The organism is Pseudomonas sp. 300 (assembly GCF_055803035.1).
Genome location: NZ_JAVLRV010000002.1, coordinates 343,264 through 360,167, shown reverse-complemented (window position 1 = coordinate 360,167; position 16,904 = coordinate 343,264). Strand labels below are relative to the sequence as shown.

12 protein-coding genes are annotated in these 16,904 nt (G+C 60.8%); 5 read left to right on the top strand and 7 right to left on the bottom strand.

From position 1 onward, the window contains the following. Window positions 1-3: 3 nt before the first annotated feature. On the top strand, window positions 4-399 hold the full coding sequence (locus Q7W83_RS07725) for a hypothetical protein (RefSeq protein ID WP_150631482.1): 396 nt from the start codon (window positions 4-6) through the stop codon (window positions 397-399). On the opposite strand, the gene Q7W83_RS07720 is transcribed toward Q7W83_RS07725, so the two are convergent. From Q7W83_RS07720 to Q7W83_RS07700, 5 genes are all read right to left on the bottom strand, one after another. Continuing rightward, complete coding sequence (locus tag Q7W83_RS07720; protein ID WP_150631481.1) at window positions 390-1,820, bottom strand: sigma-54-dependent transcriptional regulator; 1,431 nt, start codon at window positions 1,818-1,820, stop codon at window positions 390-392. The genes Q7W83_RS07725 and Q7W83_RS07720 overlap by 10 nt on opposite strands. Then, window positions 1,789-3,285: a sensor histidine kinase gene (locus Q7W83_RS07715; RefSeq protein WP_150631480.1), complete on the bottom strand. Its 1,497-nt coding sequence runs from the start codon at window positions 3,283-3,285 to the stop codon at window positions 1,789-1,791. Before Q7W83_RS07715 ends, Q7W83_RS07720 begins: the two co-directional genes overlap by 32 nt. A gap of 96 nt (window positions 3,286-3,381) precedes the next feature. Then, window positions 3,382-4,413, bottom strand: a complete 1,032-nt coding sequence (locus Q7W83_RS07710; protein WP_150631479.1) for an SCO family protein — start codon at window positions 4,411-4,413, stop codon at window positions 3,382-3,384. Continuing rightward, window positions 4,410-7,217 carry a multicopper oxidase domain-containing protein gene (locus tag Q7W83_RS07705; protein WP_473655875.1) on the bottom strand — a complete coding sequence of 936 codons (2,808 nt, stop codon included), beginning with the start codon at window positions 7,215-7,217 and terminating at the stop codon, window positions 4,410-4,412. The genes Q7W83_RS07710 and Q7W83_RS07705 overlap by 4 nt, the downstream gene beginning before the upstream one ends. 184 nt (window positions 7,218-7,401) lie before the next feature. Continuing rightward, a complete protein-coding gene (locus Q7W83_RS07700) occupies window positions 7,402-8,850 on the bottom strand; it encodes a sensor histidine kinase (RefSeq protein ID WP_473655874.1) in 1,449 nt (482 codons plus the stop codon). 281 nt (window positions 8,851-9,131) lie between these two features. Between Q7W83_RS07700 and Q7W83_RS07695 the strand changes: the two genes are divergently transcribed. The 4 genes from Q7W83_RS07695 to Q7W83_RS07680 are packed head-to-tail and all read left to right on the top strand — an operon-like array spanning window position 9,132 to window position 14,758. Then, window positions 9,132-10,478, top strand: a complete 1,347-nt coding sequence (locus Q7W83_RS07695) for a hypothetical protein (RefSeq protein ID WP_150631476.1) — start codon at window positions 9,132-9,134, stop codon at window positions 10,476-10,478. A 35-nt stretch (window positions 10,479-10,513) separates the two neighbouring features. Continuing rightward, window positions 10,514-12,763 carry an Ig-like domain-containing protein gene (locus tag Q7W83_RS07690; RefSeq protein ID WP_150631475.1) on the top strand — a complete coding sequence of 750 codons (2,250 nt, stop codon included), beginning with the start codon at window positions 10,514-10,516 and terminating at the stop codon, window positions 12,761-12,763. A 59-nt stretch (window positions 12,764-12,822) separates the two neighbouring features. After that, complete coding sequence (locus Q7W83_RS07685) at window positions 12,823-13,284, top strand: curlin (protein WP_150631474.1); 462 nt, start codon at window positions 12,823-12,825, stop codon at window positions 13,282-13,284. Between the two features lie 28 nt (window positions 13,285-13,312). Continuing rightward, window positions 13,313-14,758: a curlin gene (locus Q7W83_RS07680; protein ID WP_150631473.1), complete on the top strand. Its 1,446-nt coding sequence runs from the start codon at window positions 13,313-13,315 to the stop codon at window positions 14,756-14,758. A 115-nt stretch (window positions 14,759-14,873) separates the two neighbouring features. Here the strand turns inward: Q7W83_RS07680 and Q7W83_RS07675 are convergent, their stop codons facing one another. Both Q7W83_RS07675 and Q7W83_RS07670 read right to left on the bottom strand, forming a co-directional pair. Further along, window positions 14,874-15,203: a DUF6124 family protein gene (locus tag Q7W83_RS07675; RefSeq protein WP_150653180.1), complete on the bottom strand. Its 330-nt coding sequence runs from the start codon at window positions 15,201-15,203 to the stop codon at window positions 14,874-14,876. A gap of 832 nt (window positions 15,204-16,035) precedes the next feature. Next, entirely contained in the window at window positions 16,036-16,899 is an 864-nt protein-coding gene (locus tag Q7W83_RS07670; RefSeq protein ID WP_150631470.1) for a CsgG/HfaB family protein, read from the bottom strand. Window positions 16,900-16,904: the final 5 nt, after the last annotated feature.

The window sequence follows — 16,904 nt, the reverse complement described above, 5'->3', positions numbered from 1 at the left end:
GCCATGAAACACACTGATCTGACGCTGTTGCTCATCCTCTGCCTGAGTGCCACCACGGGCGTTCACGCCGACGACAACCTGACGCCGCCGTCCGAGTACAGCAGCGACTTCAACTACTACGGCGAAAACCAGCCCTTCGCCCATCCCGTTCCACCGACCCTGAGCACCGTGCCACCGCGCTCGTACATTCCCACCGCGCCGCAGGATTTCATCCCGATTTCCAGCGAACACGTGTTTTCCGACTCACGATTGCCGACGGTCGCGGATGCCACCGTCCGGGTGTTTATCCGCTCCTATGACCCGGAGCGCGGCGTGTACGTCAACGAAGAAGTCGTCGACCCCACCTGCCTGCTGGCCTGCCTCAGTCGACAGGGCCAGGCGACGCCGGTCTACCACTGACGCTTGTCCGGGCGGGCGAGGCCGAGTTTTTCGATCCGGTAACGCAGCATGTCGCGGCTCAGGCCCAGCAGACGTGCGGACTTGGTGACGTTCCAGTCGGTCTTGTCGAGCATCTTGCGCACCATGTCGCGTTCCACTTCCGGCAGGTTCATCGACTCGCTGCCGTTGTAGACCGGACGTGATTCGCTGTGCTGTTGCACCTCCAACATCGCCAGTGGTTCATCCACCAGGCTCAGGCAGACATTCAACTGGTGCGCAGCGATGGCGTCGGCCTGGGCCAGCAACACGGTTTGCTCAAGCATATTTCGCAGTTCGCGCACATTGCCCGGCCAGCTGTAGTTCAACAGCAATTCTTCGGCCTGATCGCTGAAATGCAGGTTCGGCTTGCCATAGCGTTTGCCGTGGATTGCCAGGAAGTGCCGGGCCAGCAGCAGGATGTCTTCGCCACGGGCATACAGGCGCGGGACCTTGATCGAGATGATGCGCAAACGGAAGAACAGGTCGCGGCGGAACTTGCCCTGCTGGACCATCTGTTCAAGGTTGCAATTGGTGGCGCTGATCACCCGCAAATCGACTTTGCGCTCCTTCACCGAACCGACCCGGCGAATGGTCCGGTCTTCCAGAAGCTTCAGCAGTTTGGCTTGCAGGAGCAGGTCCATTTCACCGACTTCATCGAGAAACAACGTGCCGCCATCGGCGGCTTCCACCAGCCCGACACGACGGTCCTTGGCGTCGGTGAACGCACCCTTCTCGTGACCGAACAGTTCCGACTCCACCAGATTGGACGGGATCGATGCGCAGTTGAATTCAATGAACGGGCCCTTGGCGCGCGGGCCGTCGAAGTGCAGTGCGCGGGCCACCAGCTCCTTGCCGGTGCCGGTCTCGCCTTCGACCAGCACGGGCGGCAAATCGGTGTTGGCCATCCGGCGTTCGGCATCGAGCAACTGGCCGATGGTGTTTTTCAGATAAAGCATGGGCGCCGATTCGCCGATCAACGCCTGCACCCCCGACTTCTGCGCTTCGCGCTCCTGATAGAACGACAACGTGCGCTCCATCCGGTCGGTGGCCAAGGCCTTGTCCAGCAACAGCTTGAGCTCGGGCAACGCCACCGGTTTGGTGACGTAATGGAACGCGCCCTCTTTCATCGCCACCACGGCGTCTTCGACATTGCCGTAGCCGGTCATCATGATCACTTTCAGGTCCGGCGCGCTGATGCGCAGCTTCTGGATCAGATCGTGACCACTCATGCCCGGCAACGAGTTGTCGGTCAGCACCACATCAGGGGCGAACGTGCCCAATTGCTCCAGCGCATCTTCAGCCGAGTGGCAGACCGTCACCTCGAAGTCTTTGCGTTCCAGGTAAGTCTGAATATTCTCGGCGAGGATTTCGTCATCCTCGACCAGCAGAATGCTGTACCCCATATTCCCCTCCCGTTGCCACTTTGAAATTCAGACAAACGCGGGTTCCTTCCTGCTCCTGGCTGGTCAGTTCGACCGAACCTTGAAAACGCTCCATTATTCTTTTGACCAGGGCCAGGCCAACGCCCAACCCGCCTTGTTTGGTGGTGAAAAACGGTTTGAAGACCATTTGCTGTTGCTGTTTGGTCATGCCCTTGCCGCTATCACTCAAGGTCATGCGCAAGTGGCCGGGCTGCGGCGACTCGATGTTGATGCTCAGCACGCCGCCCTTGGGCATGGCTTCAAGGGCATTGGCAAACAGGCTATTGAGAATTTGCGTGAGCAGCACCTGTTGGCTGACAACCGGCGGGCAGGTCTGCGGCGTAAAGCGGACTTCGACGTTGGAACGTTTGATCAGCGCGTCGAAGGCACTCAAGGTGTCGTCGATGGCCAGCACCAGATCCACGGTTTCGTAATCGTCACTCATCGGCCGCAACGACACCAGCAACTCGCGAACCCAGCGCGACATGCGATCGACCTGATTGATGATGTCGCCGATGTTCTTCTGCGCGCTCTGACTGGCAATGTCCTGGGCCAGTTCGGCGCTGGAGCGAATGTTCGCCAGCGGGTTGCGCAAGCTGTGGGCCACGGCCGACGACATTTCCCCCAGTGCCACAAAGGTTTCGTTGGCGATCAGCTGATTCTGCTGGCTCTCCAGCAACTTGGCCGCGCGCCGCACAATCCAGAACAACGCGAGGTAGATGGCCGCACCACCCAGCACGGTCGCCACCCAGATCGACTTGAAGCCACGCTGGATACGTTCCACCAGGTCCGCCGGCTCCTTGTAGACCTCGACCATGGCGATCACTTTGCTCTTGTCGGCGTTGAACATCGGGATGTAGTTCTCGATGAACAAATACGTGGGCTCGCGCAGCAACATCTGTTCGGGCCGCTCGTCGTCGATCTGGTGATAACTGGTGGACACCGGCTCCTTCATTTCAAAGGATTCGTCCAGCTCCTCATCCCCTTCGACACGCATGCCGATCATTTGCGGGTTGGTCGACCAGACCACGGTGCGATCCAGTGCGTACACCACCGCCAACAGGGAGTCCGGCAGGTGTTCGACATGATCGAGAAACTCAATGCGGGCCGCCGCACGGGACTTCGGATCGACGTCGGGATAGCTATTGTCATGGCGTGGGTCAAGCATTTCACCCATGGTTCTTGCCGGGGTGATGCCCGCGTGACGAATTTCAGCGTCGCCAATGGCCTGAATAAACTGTGCGGTCAGCATGGAGTCGCGCTCGATGCTCTCCTCGACCACGAAACGCGTGGAAATGTAGCCCAAACCCAGCGCGACAGCGGCGATGATGAAAAAGCTGCCGAAGGAAAACCAGCGCAGCAGGTTGAACCGTCCACGCCAGCCTGGGCTTTCTGCGGCCGGCGTATTCGGCGGCGCAGGTACTTTTTGTTGTTCCAGTATCGGCATGGCGGGGTCCTGGATGCTGAAGCCTTTGCGGTGATGTTTCGGTTCAGTGTAGGTGGCATTGATCGAGGCTGACGGCTCAATGATGGTAATTAGCCGCTATTGCACCTGCGCCGCCTGCAACGGTTGCTGACGATCGGTTTCTTCCTGCAAAAAACCCACAATGGACTGCGCCGCGTTCTCATCCAGGCGCAGGTTCGGCATCGAAATCTTGTCAAAACGTTCAAACAATTCCACCGCGATCGGGTCCTTTTCGGCCAGCATGCGGTCCGGCTCGCGGATCCAGCGATTGAGCCAGGCGGGGTCGCGCAGGCGGGTTACGCCGATCAGATCCGGCCCGATGTTGCGCATGCCGATACCCTGCCCGTCTTGCGGCCCGAGGCTATGGCACGAGGCACAACGGGTGCGAAACAACTCTTCGCCATTGCTCGGCGGGCGGATCTCGGGCGCATTGGCGTAGCTTTCTTCAACGCTGGGCTGTTTCCAGTTTTGCAAGGTGTTGGCCAATTGATCGGCGAGGATCCACGGGTTTTCGAAGGGTGAGGCTTTCATCCAGCGCCCCGTGCCCTGGTTGCCCACGATCAGGCTCAGGTTGTGATCTTTGTTGCGGCCGTTGTCGACGCCTTCGATGAACAGCCCGAGTTTCTTGCGCAGGTCAGTGACGGCTTCGAATTCCCCGGTGAGAAACTTCCAGCCCGGGCCGACCTTGAAACGTTGGGAATAGGCTTTGAGCACTTCGGGTGTATCGCTCAAGGGATCAATGCTGATCGAGTAGAAGAAGATGTCCTGGCCGACCCTGTCGCCCAACAACTTTTGCACCTGACGCAGGCGCGCAGTTTCCAGCGGACAGGAGTCGCTGCAGGACGTGAAGATGAAATTGATCACCACCACTTTGCCCTTGATCAGGTCATCAAAAAAATGCACCTGCCGACCGTCCTGGTCGGTCAGCAGGGTGTTGGGGAAATAGTCGCCGCCCCAGGGTGTCGCCGACTCCTTTGGCGACAGCACACCTTCGTGAGCGAGCAGCACCTGACTGGCCAGCAGACAAGTCACCAGTACCAGAATCAGGTGCATGCCCAGGGCGCGGGAGCGCGGCGTGTGAAGTGACCTGTCGGCGCCCCTGCGGTTCATGGTTTGACCACCACTTTAGGACCGAAGCCATCGCCATTACGGAAGGTTGGCAGCGCGGCGGAGTTGACGTAACGCACGCCATCCCAGCTCGGCAGCGGTGTCGGCATCAACTGGAATTGCCCGGGTTTTTCGATGTCCCAGCGCAGCAGCATCGAGTTGTCCTCATGCTGAGTGTTGTGACAGTGCTCCATGTAGGTCCCGGCAAATTCACGGAAGTTGATCGCCATCTCGACGCTGTCCAGGCCGTCGTTTTCCGAGCCGATGCGGTACACGTCCTTGCGTGCCCATTTTTCCCATTCCGGTGGCGCCTTGCCGCCGCGACTGAGGATGATCCCTTCCTCGAAGTGCACGTGCACCGGGTGGCTCCAGCCCTTGCCGCCGGCCTTGATGTTCCAGACTTCCAGGGTGCCGAAGCCGCTGACCCCCGCATCGGTCGGGCCGGTTTTCAACTGGGTGGCCGTGTTCAAGCGCCGAGGGTCCATGTGGAAGCCGAAGCCGCCATCGGTCTTGACCGTCCACGGAGCTTCATCGGTGCCGTCGGAACGGCCGAACGTGAAGGTGCGGTGACGGGCCTGGGACAGCAGGACCTTGTCGGCCGCATTGTCGCGATGAATCTTCAGCGGGATCATCACCAGGCCTTCCGCCTTGCCCGGTTTGGCCGGTTCATAGGCGGCAGGGTTCATTGCCAGGTCCTGACCGGTATAGGCTTTGACGTTGAGTTGCAACACCTTGCCCACCGCCGGATCACCCTTGTCCCACTGCGGCCCTTTGCTGCTTTGCTTGATCACCGCCAGGTATTTCTCCGACAGCACGTCTGCCAGTGACACCGGTTCTTTCGGGCCTTTGCCGTCGTCATGCACCAGCAGGTTGATGAAGAACAGTTTGTCGCCGGGCTTGATCCCGTTTTTCGAGAAATTGACGATGATGTCGAAGCGCTCGGCGATGCCCTGAGTCGGCAGGATCGCGTTGTGATTCTGTTTATCGCCGTCGGCGTCTAGGTCCATGCTGCCGTCGAATGGCACGCTGTGTTCCATGATGTTGCCGTCGTTGGCGATCATGTGGAATGGCACGCGGCTATAGGAAACGCCGGAGTTTTTCGACCCGGGAAACTCGCCGCTGTTGCCCTTGACCTCGCGCACCAGCGCCAGTTTGAAATAGCGCGACACCGAGCCGTTGAGGATGCGGAACCGATAGCTGCGGGCGCGCACATCCAGAGTGGGTTTCCACTGCCAGTTGACCAGCACCTGGTCACCGAGGAAGCCGTCGGTGTTGAACGGGTTGAACCACAACTGTCCGGTCTGATCCCACGCCTTGTCGGCTAACACCAGGTTGACGTCGTAGTCGCGGTTGCCCCACGGCAAGGCGCTGCCGCTGGGCAAACGCAGGTTGACGCCGTCGTTCACCGATTCGTTGCCACGGTCCAGGGCGCTGTAGTAGTTCATCATCGCCGCGTTGCCCTTGTAGACGTTCTGCGCGGTGAAATCGAGCATGTGGTCGTGGAACCAGTGGGTGCTCATGGTTTCGCGCCAGTCGCCACGGATCTTGATCGTGCCGTTTTCGCAGGTCTTGCGGCTCGGGGTGACGTCGTTGGTCCACAGGGTTTCGCCCGGCGCGCAAGGGAACGCCGCGCGAGGGTCGTGGGCGTCGGTGTTGATGCTGTCGTAACCGGCCAATTGGATCGGCCAGCGATAATCGTAGTACTGCCCCGGAAAGAAAAACGCGTTGGCGTAGCCGTCACTTTCCGCTGGCGCGTGGCCGTTGTGTTCATGGGTGCTGATGGTGTGCAGACCAAACCCCATGTTCGCCGACGGGTCGATGGGCAAGCCGTTGTAGTGACGCATCAGCACCGGTTGGCCATAACGCACCATGAGCAATTTGGGGGGCAAGGTGCCGTCGAAGGTCCACACCGAATTGTGGTTTTGCACCGGCATGTTCGGGTGGAAACGCGCATCGACGCCCTTGGCTGTGCCATCGGTTGCCGGCACGCCGGCGACATTGTGATAGAGGCCACCGGGGCCAAACTCGCCCAGCGCATAACCGTGCATCTGCCGAGCGTCACGCAGGCCGCCATTGACGCGTGCACCGGTCTGCACGGTTTTGTAGGCCAGTTGTGGGTAGAACTCGTTCCAGCGCTGATGCGACCAGCCCTTTCCTGGCGGACGGCCTTCCGCCGACGAACCGATGTGGCGGTTAAGGAAGTACTCGATCTGCGCCTGCCAGGGATTGCGATCAACCACGTTGGAGAACTGACTGGGGAACGGCGTCAGCCCCGGTTGGCGCAGGAACGCATCGAGTGCCGCACTGGGTGGCGCGCTGCGGGCCGCGCTGGTGGGATCTTGCTGCGGCAACGGCCCAATCGCGGCCGGTGGAAACGGCAACGGGGCTGCCGGCGTGGTGGGGTCGAGTTTTTCCGGACCGAACTCTTCGAACAGCACCAGTTGCTGCGTGAACGGCTGAGCGCCGAACAGCGGGCTGGGTTTGCCATTGGTGGGGTAATTGAAACTGGTCTGCATGGCCGGCGGCAGGATGTTTTCCTGGCGCGGGGTGTTGCGACTGCCTTTGACGCCATCGGGCAAATCGAAGGAATCTTCGTTGGCCTCGGGCATGGTCAGGATGGCGTTCAGGGCACCCGCTTTGTCTGCCGGTTCGTCGTAATACGCCGAAGGGTCGGACGGCTCGGGCTGTCGCTCATCGTCGATCGGGCTGGCACGCAGGCTCGCTGTGCCCAGCGTCATTGTCAGCAGGACGCTCAGGGGCGTCAGGAGTCGAAACCATTTGCAGGGGTGCCGCGCTATTCTGTCCATCGCCAGCCGCCTCGAAGTCGTGAAGGGGGTGATGGAGGTTTTGCAAGGAGCCAGCCATATTTGTAACAAGTTTATACAAAGGCATTAATCTTCGACGAAACAATGACTTATCAACATCAATGTGCCACGACCGACAACAGCACTGGGGAATCGCACCCGCTTGCGGGGAATGTTCCCACCCATTTCAGGGAACCCGTTTAAACGCCAGACGCACGCTCGTGCCCTCACCTTCGCGACTGTCCAGGCTCACCGAACCGCCGCAACGCTCCATGATCCGCTTGACCAGTACTAACCCGACGCCCAGCCCGCCTTGCTTGGTGGTAAAAAATGGGCGGAAGGCCAGGTTGCGCTGTTCCTCGGTCATGCCTTTACCGGTGTCGCTCACCACCACGCTGACGCCCCTTGCATCCGTCGACTCCAGGGTGATGGCCAGCGTGCCACCCTTGTCCATGGCTTCCAGTGCATTGGCCAGCAGACTGTTGAGGATCTGCGACAACTGCACCTGTTGGCTAAGAACCATGGGTGTTTCCTTGGGCTCGAACACTACGTGGACCCTGGCCCTGGCGATCTGCTGTTCGAAAGCCATGAGGCTGTCGTGCAACGCCGCCACCAGATTCACCGGTTCGGGCTCGTCATGCAGCGGGCGCAAGGATTGCAGCAGTTCCCTGACCCACTTCGACATGCGATCGACCTGACCGATGATGTCGTTGATGTTTTTGTGCGCCGCGCCGCTGTCGAACTCCAGCGCCAGTTCCGCACTGGAGCGAATGGTCGCCAACGGGTTTCGCAAACTGTGGGCCACCGCCGACGACATCTCGCCCAGTGCGACGAAGGTTTCGTTGGTGATCAGTTGCTTTTGTTGCGCCGCCAGCAGAGTTGCCGCCCTCCGCACGATCCAGTACAGCCCCAGATAAATCAGCCCGCCGCCCAGCGCGGTGGCCAGCCAGATCAGCACCAGGCCCCGCTCCATGCGGTCGAGCAAATCCTTCGGTTCCTTGTAGATCTCCACCATCGCCGTGACATTCTTGCCGTCGGCATCGAACAGCGGGATGTAGTTTTCGATGAAGATAAAGTCCGGCGGCGTGACAAACTTCTGTTCCATGCGGGTCTTGTCGACGTTGTGATAGCTGGCCGACACCGGCGTCCTGGAGGAAAACGCCTGATCGAGGTCTTCGTCGGCATGGATCGTCTTGCCCATCAACGCCGGGTTAGTCGACCAGATAACCATGCGATCGGGGGCATAGATGTTGGCCAGAATCACGTCCGGCAAATGCTGGACATGGTCGAGGAACTCGCCCCGTGCATTGGCTCGGGCCATCGGATCGACGTCGGGAAAATCCCTGTCCTTGCGCGGGTCGAGCAACTCGCCCATGGTCCGCACGTTGGGAATCGACACATGGCGTACCTCGGCCGAGGCAATCGCCTGAATGAACTGCGACGTCAGCAACGCATCGCGCTGCACACTCTCGGTAATCACGAACCGCGTGGACACCGCGCCCAGCGCCACCGCCACCGTGCCGATCACCGCCATGCTGATGAGCGAAAACCAGCGCAGCAGATTGAACGACTGCTTGCGCGAGCTCAGACGGATATCGCCGTCGTCGGTCTGGAGTGTTTGCGTAGGCATGTTCATGGGCTACTTCTCGGCGATTCCCCCCATTGGTTATAGCCCACTCAAAACTGTTTGCCCGATCTTGGGTCCCCACTTCCCCCAACCTCCCCGCTATCCCCACCTGCCCCCAATGCTGGGGACAGTGGCCCGTTCACGCGGCCCTCGATTGGCCCCCGCCTGAACGCGGCACACCGTAGAACCGGGCCTCTGACGGCCCTTTTTTACGATTGGTATGGAAGTTGCCGAAGCTCCCTCAACTGACCCATCCCTACGGGACAGGTACTCTGATAGAGGGAATACTCATGCACCCTTTACTGTCCAAAACCGCGATCGCCCTGGTCGTTTCCGCTCTGGCCCAAGGCGTCGCCCAGGCAGCGCTGTTTGCTGTCGATCCGGGCCCCTACGTTCCCGCCAACGGCAATTTCGCTTCCTGGTATCAGGACTCCCACGGTCGAACCCTCGACTTGTGCCTGTCCAAGGCTGTCAGCTCCAGGGTTCCAAGCGCGCCCGGTGCGCCGTCCTACATGTGCCTCTTGAATCCGAACCCCGGCATTTTCGACGACACACAGCCCATCGTTTTCCCGACCAACTTTCCCGATGAAGCGTTCTGGTTCACCGGTGACGGATCCATTGTCGACGCAGCAAGGGGCATCGACCTGACCTACGTCAGCGCCGTCGAAGCAGCCTTCGCCGCTGGAGATCCGGTCGAAGGCGACCAGGTCAGTTTTGGCCGTATCCGTATTCGGGTCGACGTGCCCACCGCTGGCACCTATGTGATCACCCATCCCTACGGCGTCGATGTATTCAATGTCGATACCCCCGGGCGTCGCGCGATCAACATGACCCGGGACATCGGCATCGGCTCGCCGAAAACCTATGACGGCGCGCTCAAAAGTGACCTCGGCCCTTTCCTGCGCAGCGTCAACGGCCCCTACACCGAGACCAACCCGGTCACGGGTTCCGCCGACAGATTCGTCGGTGATCCAAACCTGGAAGAAGCGTTTACCGGCAGCCCTTTCAACACCAACTACATCCGCATTGAGGGACCTGGCGGGCTGGACTTGCGTACAACGGTAATGGCCATCTCCGGCAAGCTTTCGACGGTGGTTCGACCCACCCCGATTATTGCCGAACGCAGCACTTACTCGCGCAAGGCCGGCAGCAGCGCCCCCGTGGCCCAGCAGGATGTCTTCGTCCTGGCTCCGCCACCACCGGCCACTGTGACCCTGGACAGCAACAGCCCGGTGCTGAACCTGACCGAGGCCAACACCACCGGCCACTGGTACGCCCAGTCAGCCACTAACCCGACATTGCCGAGCAACTTGCTGGTGACGGCCGACAACCATCTGGCCATCCCCAGCAGCACGCCGACTTCCTTGACCATGCCGCTGACCGACTTGGTGGTGATTTCACGGGCCGAGTACAGCCTGAGCAGCGGGCAAATCACGGTCGTGGCTTCGACCAGCGACGAAACCTCGCCACCGGTACTCACCGTCACCTCCGGGACCGGTGTCGCCATCGGCGCCCTCAGTGGCAACGGCGCAGAGAAAACCCTGTCGACCGGCATCTCGCCGATTCCACCGGCCAAGGTTCGGGTGACGTCATCCAATGGCGGCACCGATACCGAAGAAGTGGTCATCGTGCAATGAACGCTCTCATGCCCAGATCCGCATCAGGAGGCATCATGAACAAGTGGCCACGCTTCGCGCTCAACGCGCTCGGGCTGACGCTCTCGCTGTCCGGCAGTGCGTTCGCGCAACTCAATGCCGTCGATACCGGCCCCTACACCTTTGCCACGGGGAAATTCCCCATGTGGTATCAGGACAGCAATTTGCTGTCGCTGGAACTGTGCCAGTCACGGGCGACCAGCTCGCGCTCACCCGGCGCTCCTGGCGCACCCTCCTACATGTGCATCCTGAACCCGGAACCTGGAATCTTCGACGACACCCAGCCCATGGTGTTCCCGGATAACTGGCCACCGGAAGCGTTCTGGTTCCTCGCCGAGACCAGCATCAACGACGTCGGAGGTTATGGCGTGGATGCCTACGTGGCCGGGATCGAAGCGGCATTCGCGGCGGAAAACCCGGTCGATGGCGATCAGGCAAGCTTCGCGCGGATTCGCCTGCGGGTGAACATACCGGTCGCGGGGACTTACACCATCACCCACCCGTATGGCGTGGAAACGGTCAACGTCACCACGCCGGGCCGTCGGGCGATCAACATCACCCGCGACATCGGCATCGGCGCACCGGGCAACTTCGCGGGGGCTCTCAACGGAGAGGTCGGGCCATTCCTGCGCAGCGTCAACGGTCCGTATACCGAAGTGAATCCGGACACCGGGTCCGTCGAAACTTATGTTGGCGATCCGAACCTCACCGAAGCGGTCACCGGCAGTCCGTTCAACAACAACTTCCTGCGTGTCCAGGGGCCGGCCGGCACCATCCAGACCAACCTCTTCACCGTGTCCGGCAAAGTCCTCGACAGCCGTGCGCAAACCCCTGTGGAAATCGGCCGCGCCACTTACCGCCGCACGTCTACAGGTCCGGGAACGAGCAGTACCCGGGTAGAAGTCTTTGGCAAATCTTCCAACAGTTCGAGCCTGTGCTTCCGCGAAACCGTGGCTCTGGTTCCAGGACCACCGCAGACGCCATGCCTGGTCAACATGCTCGGCGACAACACCGGTGAGTTCTTCGCTCATCGCCTGACGGGGACCACCGTTCCTTCGGTGGTGGTGGTCACCGCTACCGACCCGAGTGGCACCAGTCGGCCAACGGCGGTGTCGAGCAAAGTCACCGACGTGGTGAAAATCCAGACCGCACGCTACAGTTGGAGCAATCACAGCCTGTTGATCGAAGCCACTTCGTCTGACGAAGTCGTGGTGCCAGACATGGTCGCGCAGGGTTACGGACGGCTGTCGAAAACCGGCACCTTGCAGCGCCTGACCGTTGCCGACCTGACTCAGCCACCGGCCAGTGTCACCATCAAATCCGCCGCCGGCGGCAACGACACCGAGCCGGTTGTCGTGGTCGGGACGGCCCCCGACAGCGGCGAGAACCAGGCCCCTCTGGCCGTTGCCGACACCGGCAGCACCAGCTTCGGGGTGCCGATCACCCTCAGCCTGCTGGCCAACGACAGCGACCCGGACGGCAATACGCCGCTGAGCATCACCGCGCTGACCCAACCAGCCGCGGGGCAAGGCACCGTGGCATTGAGCGGCACCACAGCGGTGGTCTACACACCGCCCGCCGTGGTCAATGCACCGCTGACCACAACCTTCACCTACAAGGCTCAAGACATCAAAGGCCTGGTCTCGACCGCGGCGGCGACCGTGACCATTACCGTGGCGCCTAACCAGCCTCCGGTGGCCGTCGCCGACAGCATCGCAACCCTGGGTGTGGCGGTGCCGATCAACGTGCTGGCCAACGACACCGATCCGGAAGGCAACGTACCACTGGCGGTCGCCAGCTTCACGCAACCAGCGGCAGGTCGCGGCACCGTCAGCAGCAACGGCACGGTGATCACCTACACCCCACCGACCACCGTCACCACGGCGTTCACCACGACCTTCACCTACATCGCCCGGGACAGCTTCGGCGCTTTGTCGGTGACACCGGCGACGGTGACGGTGCAAGTCTCGCCACGGCCACCGGCAGAAGCCTTCACGGTGACCACGGCAACGGTGTCGGCGCGCTCCAACAACCGCTTCACCTGGGACTTTGCGGGCACCTCATCGGTGATCACCGGCAACACCATCACCGTCCGGGTCAGCACCCCAACCGGGCTGCAAACCCTGGGTACCACCACGGTGCCGGTGACCGGTCGCTGGCGGTTGACGGTGAACAACACCACCACGGTGATTCCGTCGGCGAACCCGACCGCCACCATCACCTCGTCCCAAGGCACCGTGCGCTCGGTGTCGGTGATCTCGAACTGAGCCCTTGCCCCATCGGTCACGTGGCCGATGGGGCAGGCCTCTTGCTAAAGGACAGCCTCATGAAAACGTCGACCGCCGCCCTGCTCTGCCTGCTTCTGCTCTGCAGCAGCGCGGGCGTGCGCGCCGACGATCTGATGGAGAACGACGACCTGGGCCCCGGCACCGACCTCGGCGAGTTGCCACCGCCGATCGGCCAGCACGCGCTGATCGACCAGAACGGCCAGGCCAACGTGGCGCTGCTGCAACAGAACGGCCAGTCACTGCTCGGCACCATCGTCCAGTCGGGGAGCAATCAGGAAGCGTACATCCTGCAACAAGGCAGCGACCTGATGGCAATGATCACTCAGCAAGGTTCCGGCAACTCAGCCTCGATCACGCAGAACGGCAGCCAGAACCGCGCGCAGATTTCCCAGAACGGCAATAACAACGACGCCAGCATCGACCAGGCCGGCACGGGGCTTTCCAGCGCCGTGACCCAGTCCGGAAACGGCATGAGCGTTTCGGTCAAACAATACCGCTAAAGCACTGCACCACCCTGGAGGTTTCATCATGTTCAAACTGACGCCCCTCACCGCCGCCATCCTGGTCATTGTCAGTGCCCAGGCGTTGGCCGACGACAGCATTTCCAGCCAGGACCAGGTCGGCACCGCCAACGTCGCCGACGTGAAACAGACCCTGGCCCCCTTCAGCACCGCCACCCAGCAGCAACTTGGCCAGGGCAACGATGCGGCCGCCGTGCAAGACTCGGCCACCAGCACCATCGACCAGAACCAGGTCGGAGAATACAACGCCGGTTACGCCGAGCAATTGTTCGAGAACAACAGCACCATCACCCAGCAGCAGACCGGCAGCTTCAACACCAGCCACGCCAGCCAGTCGATCGGTGTGGGCGGTGGCGAAGTGCTGCAACAACAGCAAGGCACCGGCAACTTTTCGTTTGTCTATCAGGACAGCCAGGAGGGCACTACCGGTCAAACCTTCCAGTTCGGCGACAGCAACGAAGCCTACATCGAACAGATCCAGCTCGGCATCGCCAATACGGCGGTGATCATCCAGTACGGCAGCACCAACTACGCCACCGCCGAGCAGATCAACCACATGGGCGGCCAGATCGACATCAACCAGACCGGCACCAACAACTATGCCTACGGCGACCAGCGCAACGGTGACGGCGGCAACCTGTCGATCAACCAGCTCGGCGACGGCAACGGCACCGAAGTCTGGCAGGACGGACAAACCGGCAGCATGGCCACCGTCGACCAGATTGGCCTGACCAACGAAACCGTGGTTGACCAAAGCTTCGGCGAAAACAACACCGCCCAGGTCTTCCAGGTCGGCGACCTCAACGCGATCTACGCCGACCAGTTCGAATCCACCGGCTCGACCATTGCGCTGTACCAGACAGGCACGGGTAACACGCACTTCACCTACCAGACCGGCGAAGGCCACTCGCTCACCGCGACTTCGGTGGGCAACGACAACAAGGTCTACGCCAGCAACTGGAAAGGCCCGCAAAAAGGTGGCCAGTTCGGCAGCAACCAACGGGCAACCATCAACCAGACCGGCAGCGCCAACATCGCCAACTTCACCCAGGATGGCGTCGGCCACATCATGACGACCAACCAGACCGGCACCGGCAACAAAACCACGGTCAGCCAGGCCGACAGCTACAACGAGCTGTACTTCGACCAGAACGGCAGCGACAACATCCTCATCGCCGATCAACGCGGCACCGCCAACCGGGCCGAAGGCAGCAGCAACGGTACGGGCAACAGCACCGCGTTCGACCAGTCCGGCACCGGTAACCAGGCGTACACCAATCAGTGGGGCAGCGATAACCAGATCACCCTGAAACAGGCTGACACCATGAACGTGGCGTATGTAACCCAGGGCGGCACCGGGAACATTGCCAATGTCGATCAGAGTGGCGTGACGCAGATGGCGACCATTCAACAGCTGGGTACGGATAACCGGGCGACGGTGTTGCAGCAGTAATTGCGGAGGTATAAAAAACCGCGGCCCTTGATGGAGGTCGCGGTTTTTTTATGGCTAACCCTTTTCTGTAAGCGCTGGCTTGCCAGCGATGAACGATAACGCGGTCGACCTGCCGCTACTCCTGCGGATCAAGGTTATCCAGCGCCCGATTCACCGCCAGATCCGCCAGCATGATCACCTGCTGGATGCCCAACAACAGACTGCGCTGCGGCCCGTCCAGAAACACCGCGAAATCACTGGCCATGACACTCGCCGACGCCAGTGACTCACAGGCGTGGGCCAACAGGCTTTCGGTGTCGATATCCGGGGCGATGAAAAACATGTTGCTGGGATTGTGGGGAGCGCAGGATTTTAGGAGGGTGGGTTTCAGGTGGAGGTTGGAAGCAGGGTTGGTGGGGTTGCTTTTGGTGTCTGATTCGGGGGGATTTGGGGTTGGTTTTGGCATGGTGAAGCTCCTTGATCAATGGAGCCGCCACACGTTGCTGCTAAACAAAGGGGTGGCGACTGTACGCGGGTTAGCAGACCAGGGATCAAGGAACCCGGCGCACCGAAGTGCCCCACGCACAGCCACCATAACGTAGACCTGCCTACGCAATATTTGCGAGGAAGGATCAGAAGGTGACACTGGCGTGCCTTGATATTGAACGAGCTGCTAAACCCGATCGCTGAATTGGCAGCGACGCGGCAACGATAGAGATCAGGACCAAAGCACACAAGCCGGCGGATTCTGGCGTAGTTGTAGGCAACGGCGCAAGACGATGTAGCCGGCGACTCACACTTTGTAGGAGCTGGCTTGCCAGCGATGGGACCATAAGATTTGCATCGTCAATGAGGCCGCCATCGCTGGCAAGCCAGCTCCTACAGAGAATCGTGTACCGCAGAAGCTCGCGTGAGCTTTTGATCTTGATCTGCCCGCCCCTTCGGGAGGCCGAGTGGAGGTTCTGCGCAGTGGTAACCCGGCAAGGATGCCGGGTTAGCCGCGCACGGCCAGGGATGGCCGATCGCGGCGGGCCCACGGAGCAGGACCGGAGCGAGGGGCCGGACGCTTGGGGCGAGACTTTTTGGTTACTTTTGTCTGGGCCGGCATTCCGGGCGTTTGTCAAAAGTGACTCGCCGTAAGGGCGAAACCATAAGTGGCCGTTACTGCAGGAATGGATATGTACTTGGTCAACAAAACATAGGTCGGCTATCAGGCCGCCTTCGCGGGCAGGCTCGCTCCCACAGTTTTGAATCGGGTACATCTGCAAGAACCAGGTCGGCCCGAAGGCCGCCTCGGTTTACTCGTCCTCACCCTCAGGCACAACCTTGTTCTGAGTCAGGTAACGGTCAAGCGTCTCACTGCTCTGCGGCGAATTATCCCCCGCCACCTGCCACAAATGCCGCTCGATCCCCTGCGCCAACAGATGCCCCACCGCCGCTTCGATCGCCGACAACACACACAACTGCGCGGGCTCGTTGGTGGTGTAGCCGACCTCCGCCTCAAGCAGCTTCTTGAACTCGATAAACTTGAACACCCCGGCACTACGTCCCACGGAGTAGATGGTCTTGCTGGTCATCACATTGGCCAGCACCTGCCCGCTGCGCACATCCACCGCCCGCAGGTTCACCGTGACCTGATCCACCCGATACTCCCGCGATATATCGATACCCAGGTAGCGCGCCCCTTCCCCGCCGCTTTTCACGTTGGTGTCGTAGGCAATGATCCCGCCCTCAAGCATCATGTTCGCTGCTTGCAGCGGCGGCAGTTCACCCTGAATATTCACCGGTGTGTTCGGTTTTTTCTGCGAGGCGCGGATGATCTTGCGCTCGGTCAGCAAGTTCTGCAGCCCTTCGCGTTCCAGCACCACAAACCAGCCGCTGGCTTGCAATGCATCCATCAGCATGCTCGCCGCGCCCTGGGTGACGCTGGTGGAAAACGAACTGGCCGGCGTCGGTTTGTACTGACCGGTCTGGTCGCGAAAACCGTACACCACCGCCATCAACCGGCCCTTGGGTCGCGGCATGTTGATCAAGTCGTAGTAGGTCGAAGCCCTCGGGGTCAGCGTCGGGGTTTCGGTGTCCTGCTCAGCCCCGATCGGGTCGCGCAGACTGCACCCTTGTAACGCCGCCAACATCAGCCCTAGCACTATTATTTTTTTCATGTCCT

What these genes read in the sequence shown, in the direction of transcription:
- Q7W83_RS07725 (WP_150631482.1), top strand. Translation starts at nt 4, where the DNA reads ATGAAACACACTGATCTGACGCTGTTGCTCATCCTCTGCCTGAGTGCC.
- Q7W83_RS07720 (WP_150631481.1), bottom strand. Translation starts at nt 1,820, where the DNA reads ATGGGGTACAGCATTCTGCTGGTCGAGGATGACGAAATCCTCGCCGAG.
- Q7W83_RS07715 (WP_150631480.1), bottom strand. Translation starts at nt 3,285, where the DNA reads ATGCCGATACTGGAACAACAAAAAGTACCTGCGCCGCCGAATACGCCG.
- Q7W83_RS07710 (WP_150631479.1), bottom strand. Translation starts at nt 4,413, where the DNA reads ATGAACCGCAGGGGCGCCGACAGGTCACTTCACACGCCGCGCTCCCGC.
- Q7W83_RS07705 (WP_473655875.1), bottom strand. Translation starts at nt 7,217, where the DNA reads ATGGACAGAATAGCGCGGCACCCCTGCAAATGGTTTCGACTCCTGACG.
- Q7W83_RS07700 (WP_473655874.1), bottom strand. Translation starts at nt 8,850, where the DNA reads ATGAACATGCCTACGCAAACACTCCAGACCGACGACGGCGATATCCGT.
- Q7W83_RS07695 (WP_150631476.1), top strand. Translation starts at nt 9,132, where the DNA reads ATGCACCCTTTACTGTCCAAAACCGCGATCGCCCTGGTCGTTTCCGCT.
- Q7W83_RS07690 (WP_150631475.1), top strand. Translation starts at nt 10,514, where the DNA reads ATGAACAAGTGGCCACGCTTCGCGCTCAACGCGCTCGGGCTGACGCTC.
- Q7W83_RS07685 (WP_150631474.1), top strand. Translation starts at nt 12,823, where the DNA reads ATGAAAACGTCGACCGCCGCCCTGCTCTGCCTGCTTCTGCTCTGCAGC.
- Q7W83_RS07680 (WP_150631473.1), top strand. Translation starts at nt 13,313, where the DNA reads ATGTTCAAACTGACGCCCCTCACCGCCGCCATCCTGGTCATTGTCAGT.
- Q7W83_RS07675 (WP_150653180.1), bottom strand. Translation starts at nt 15,203, where the DNA reads ATGCCAAAACCAACCCCAAATCCCCCCGAATCAGACACCAAAAGCAAC.
- Q7W83_RS07670 (WP_150631470.1), bottom strand. Translation starts at nt 16,899, where the DNA reads ATGAAAAAAATAATAGTGCTAGGGCTGATGTTGGCGGCGTTACAAGGG.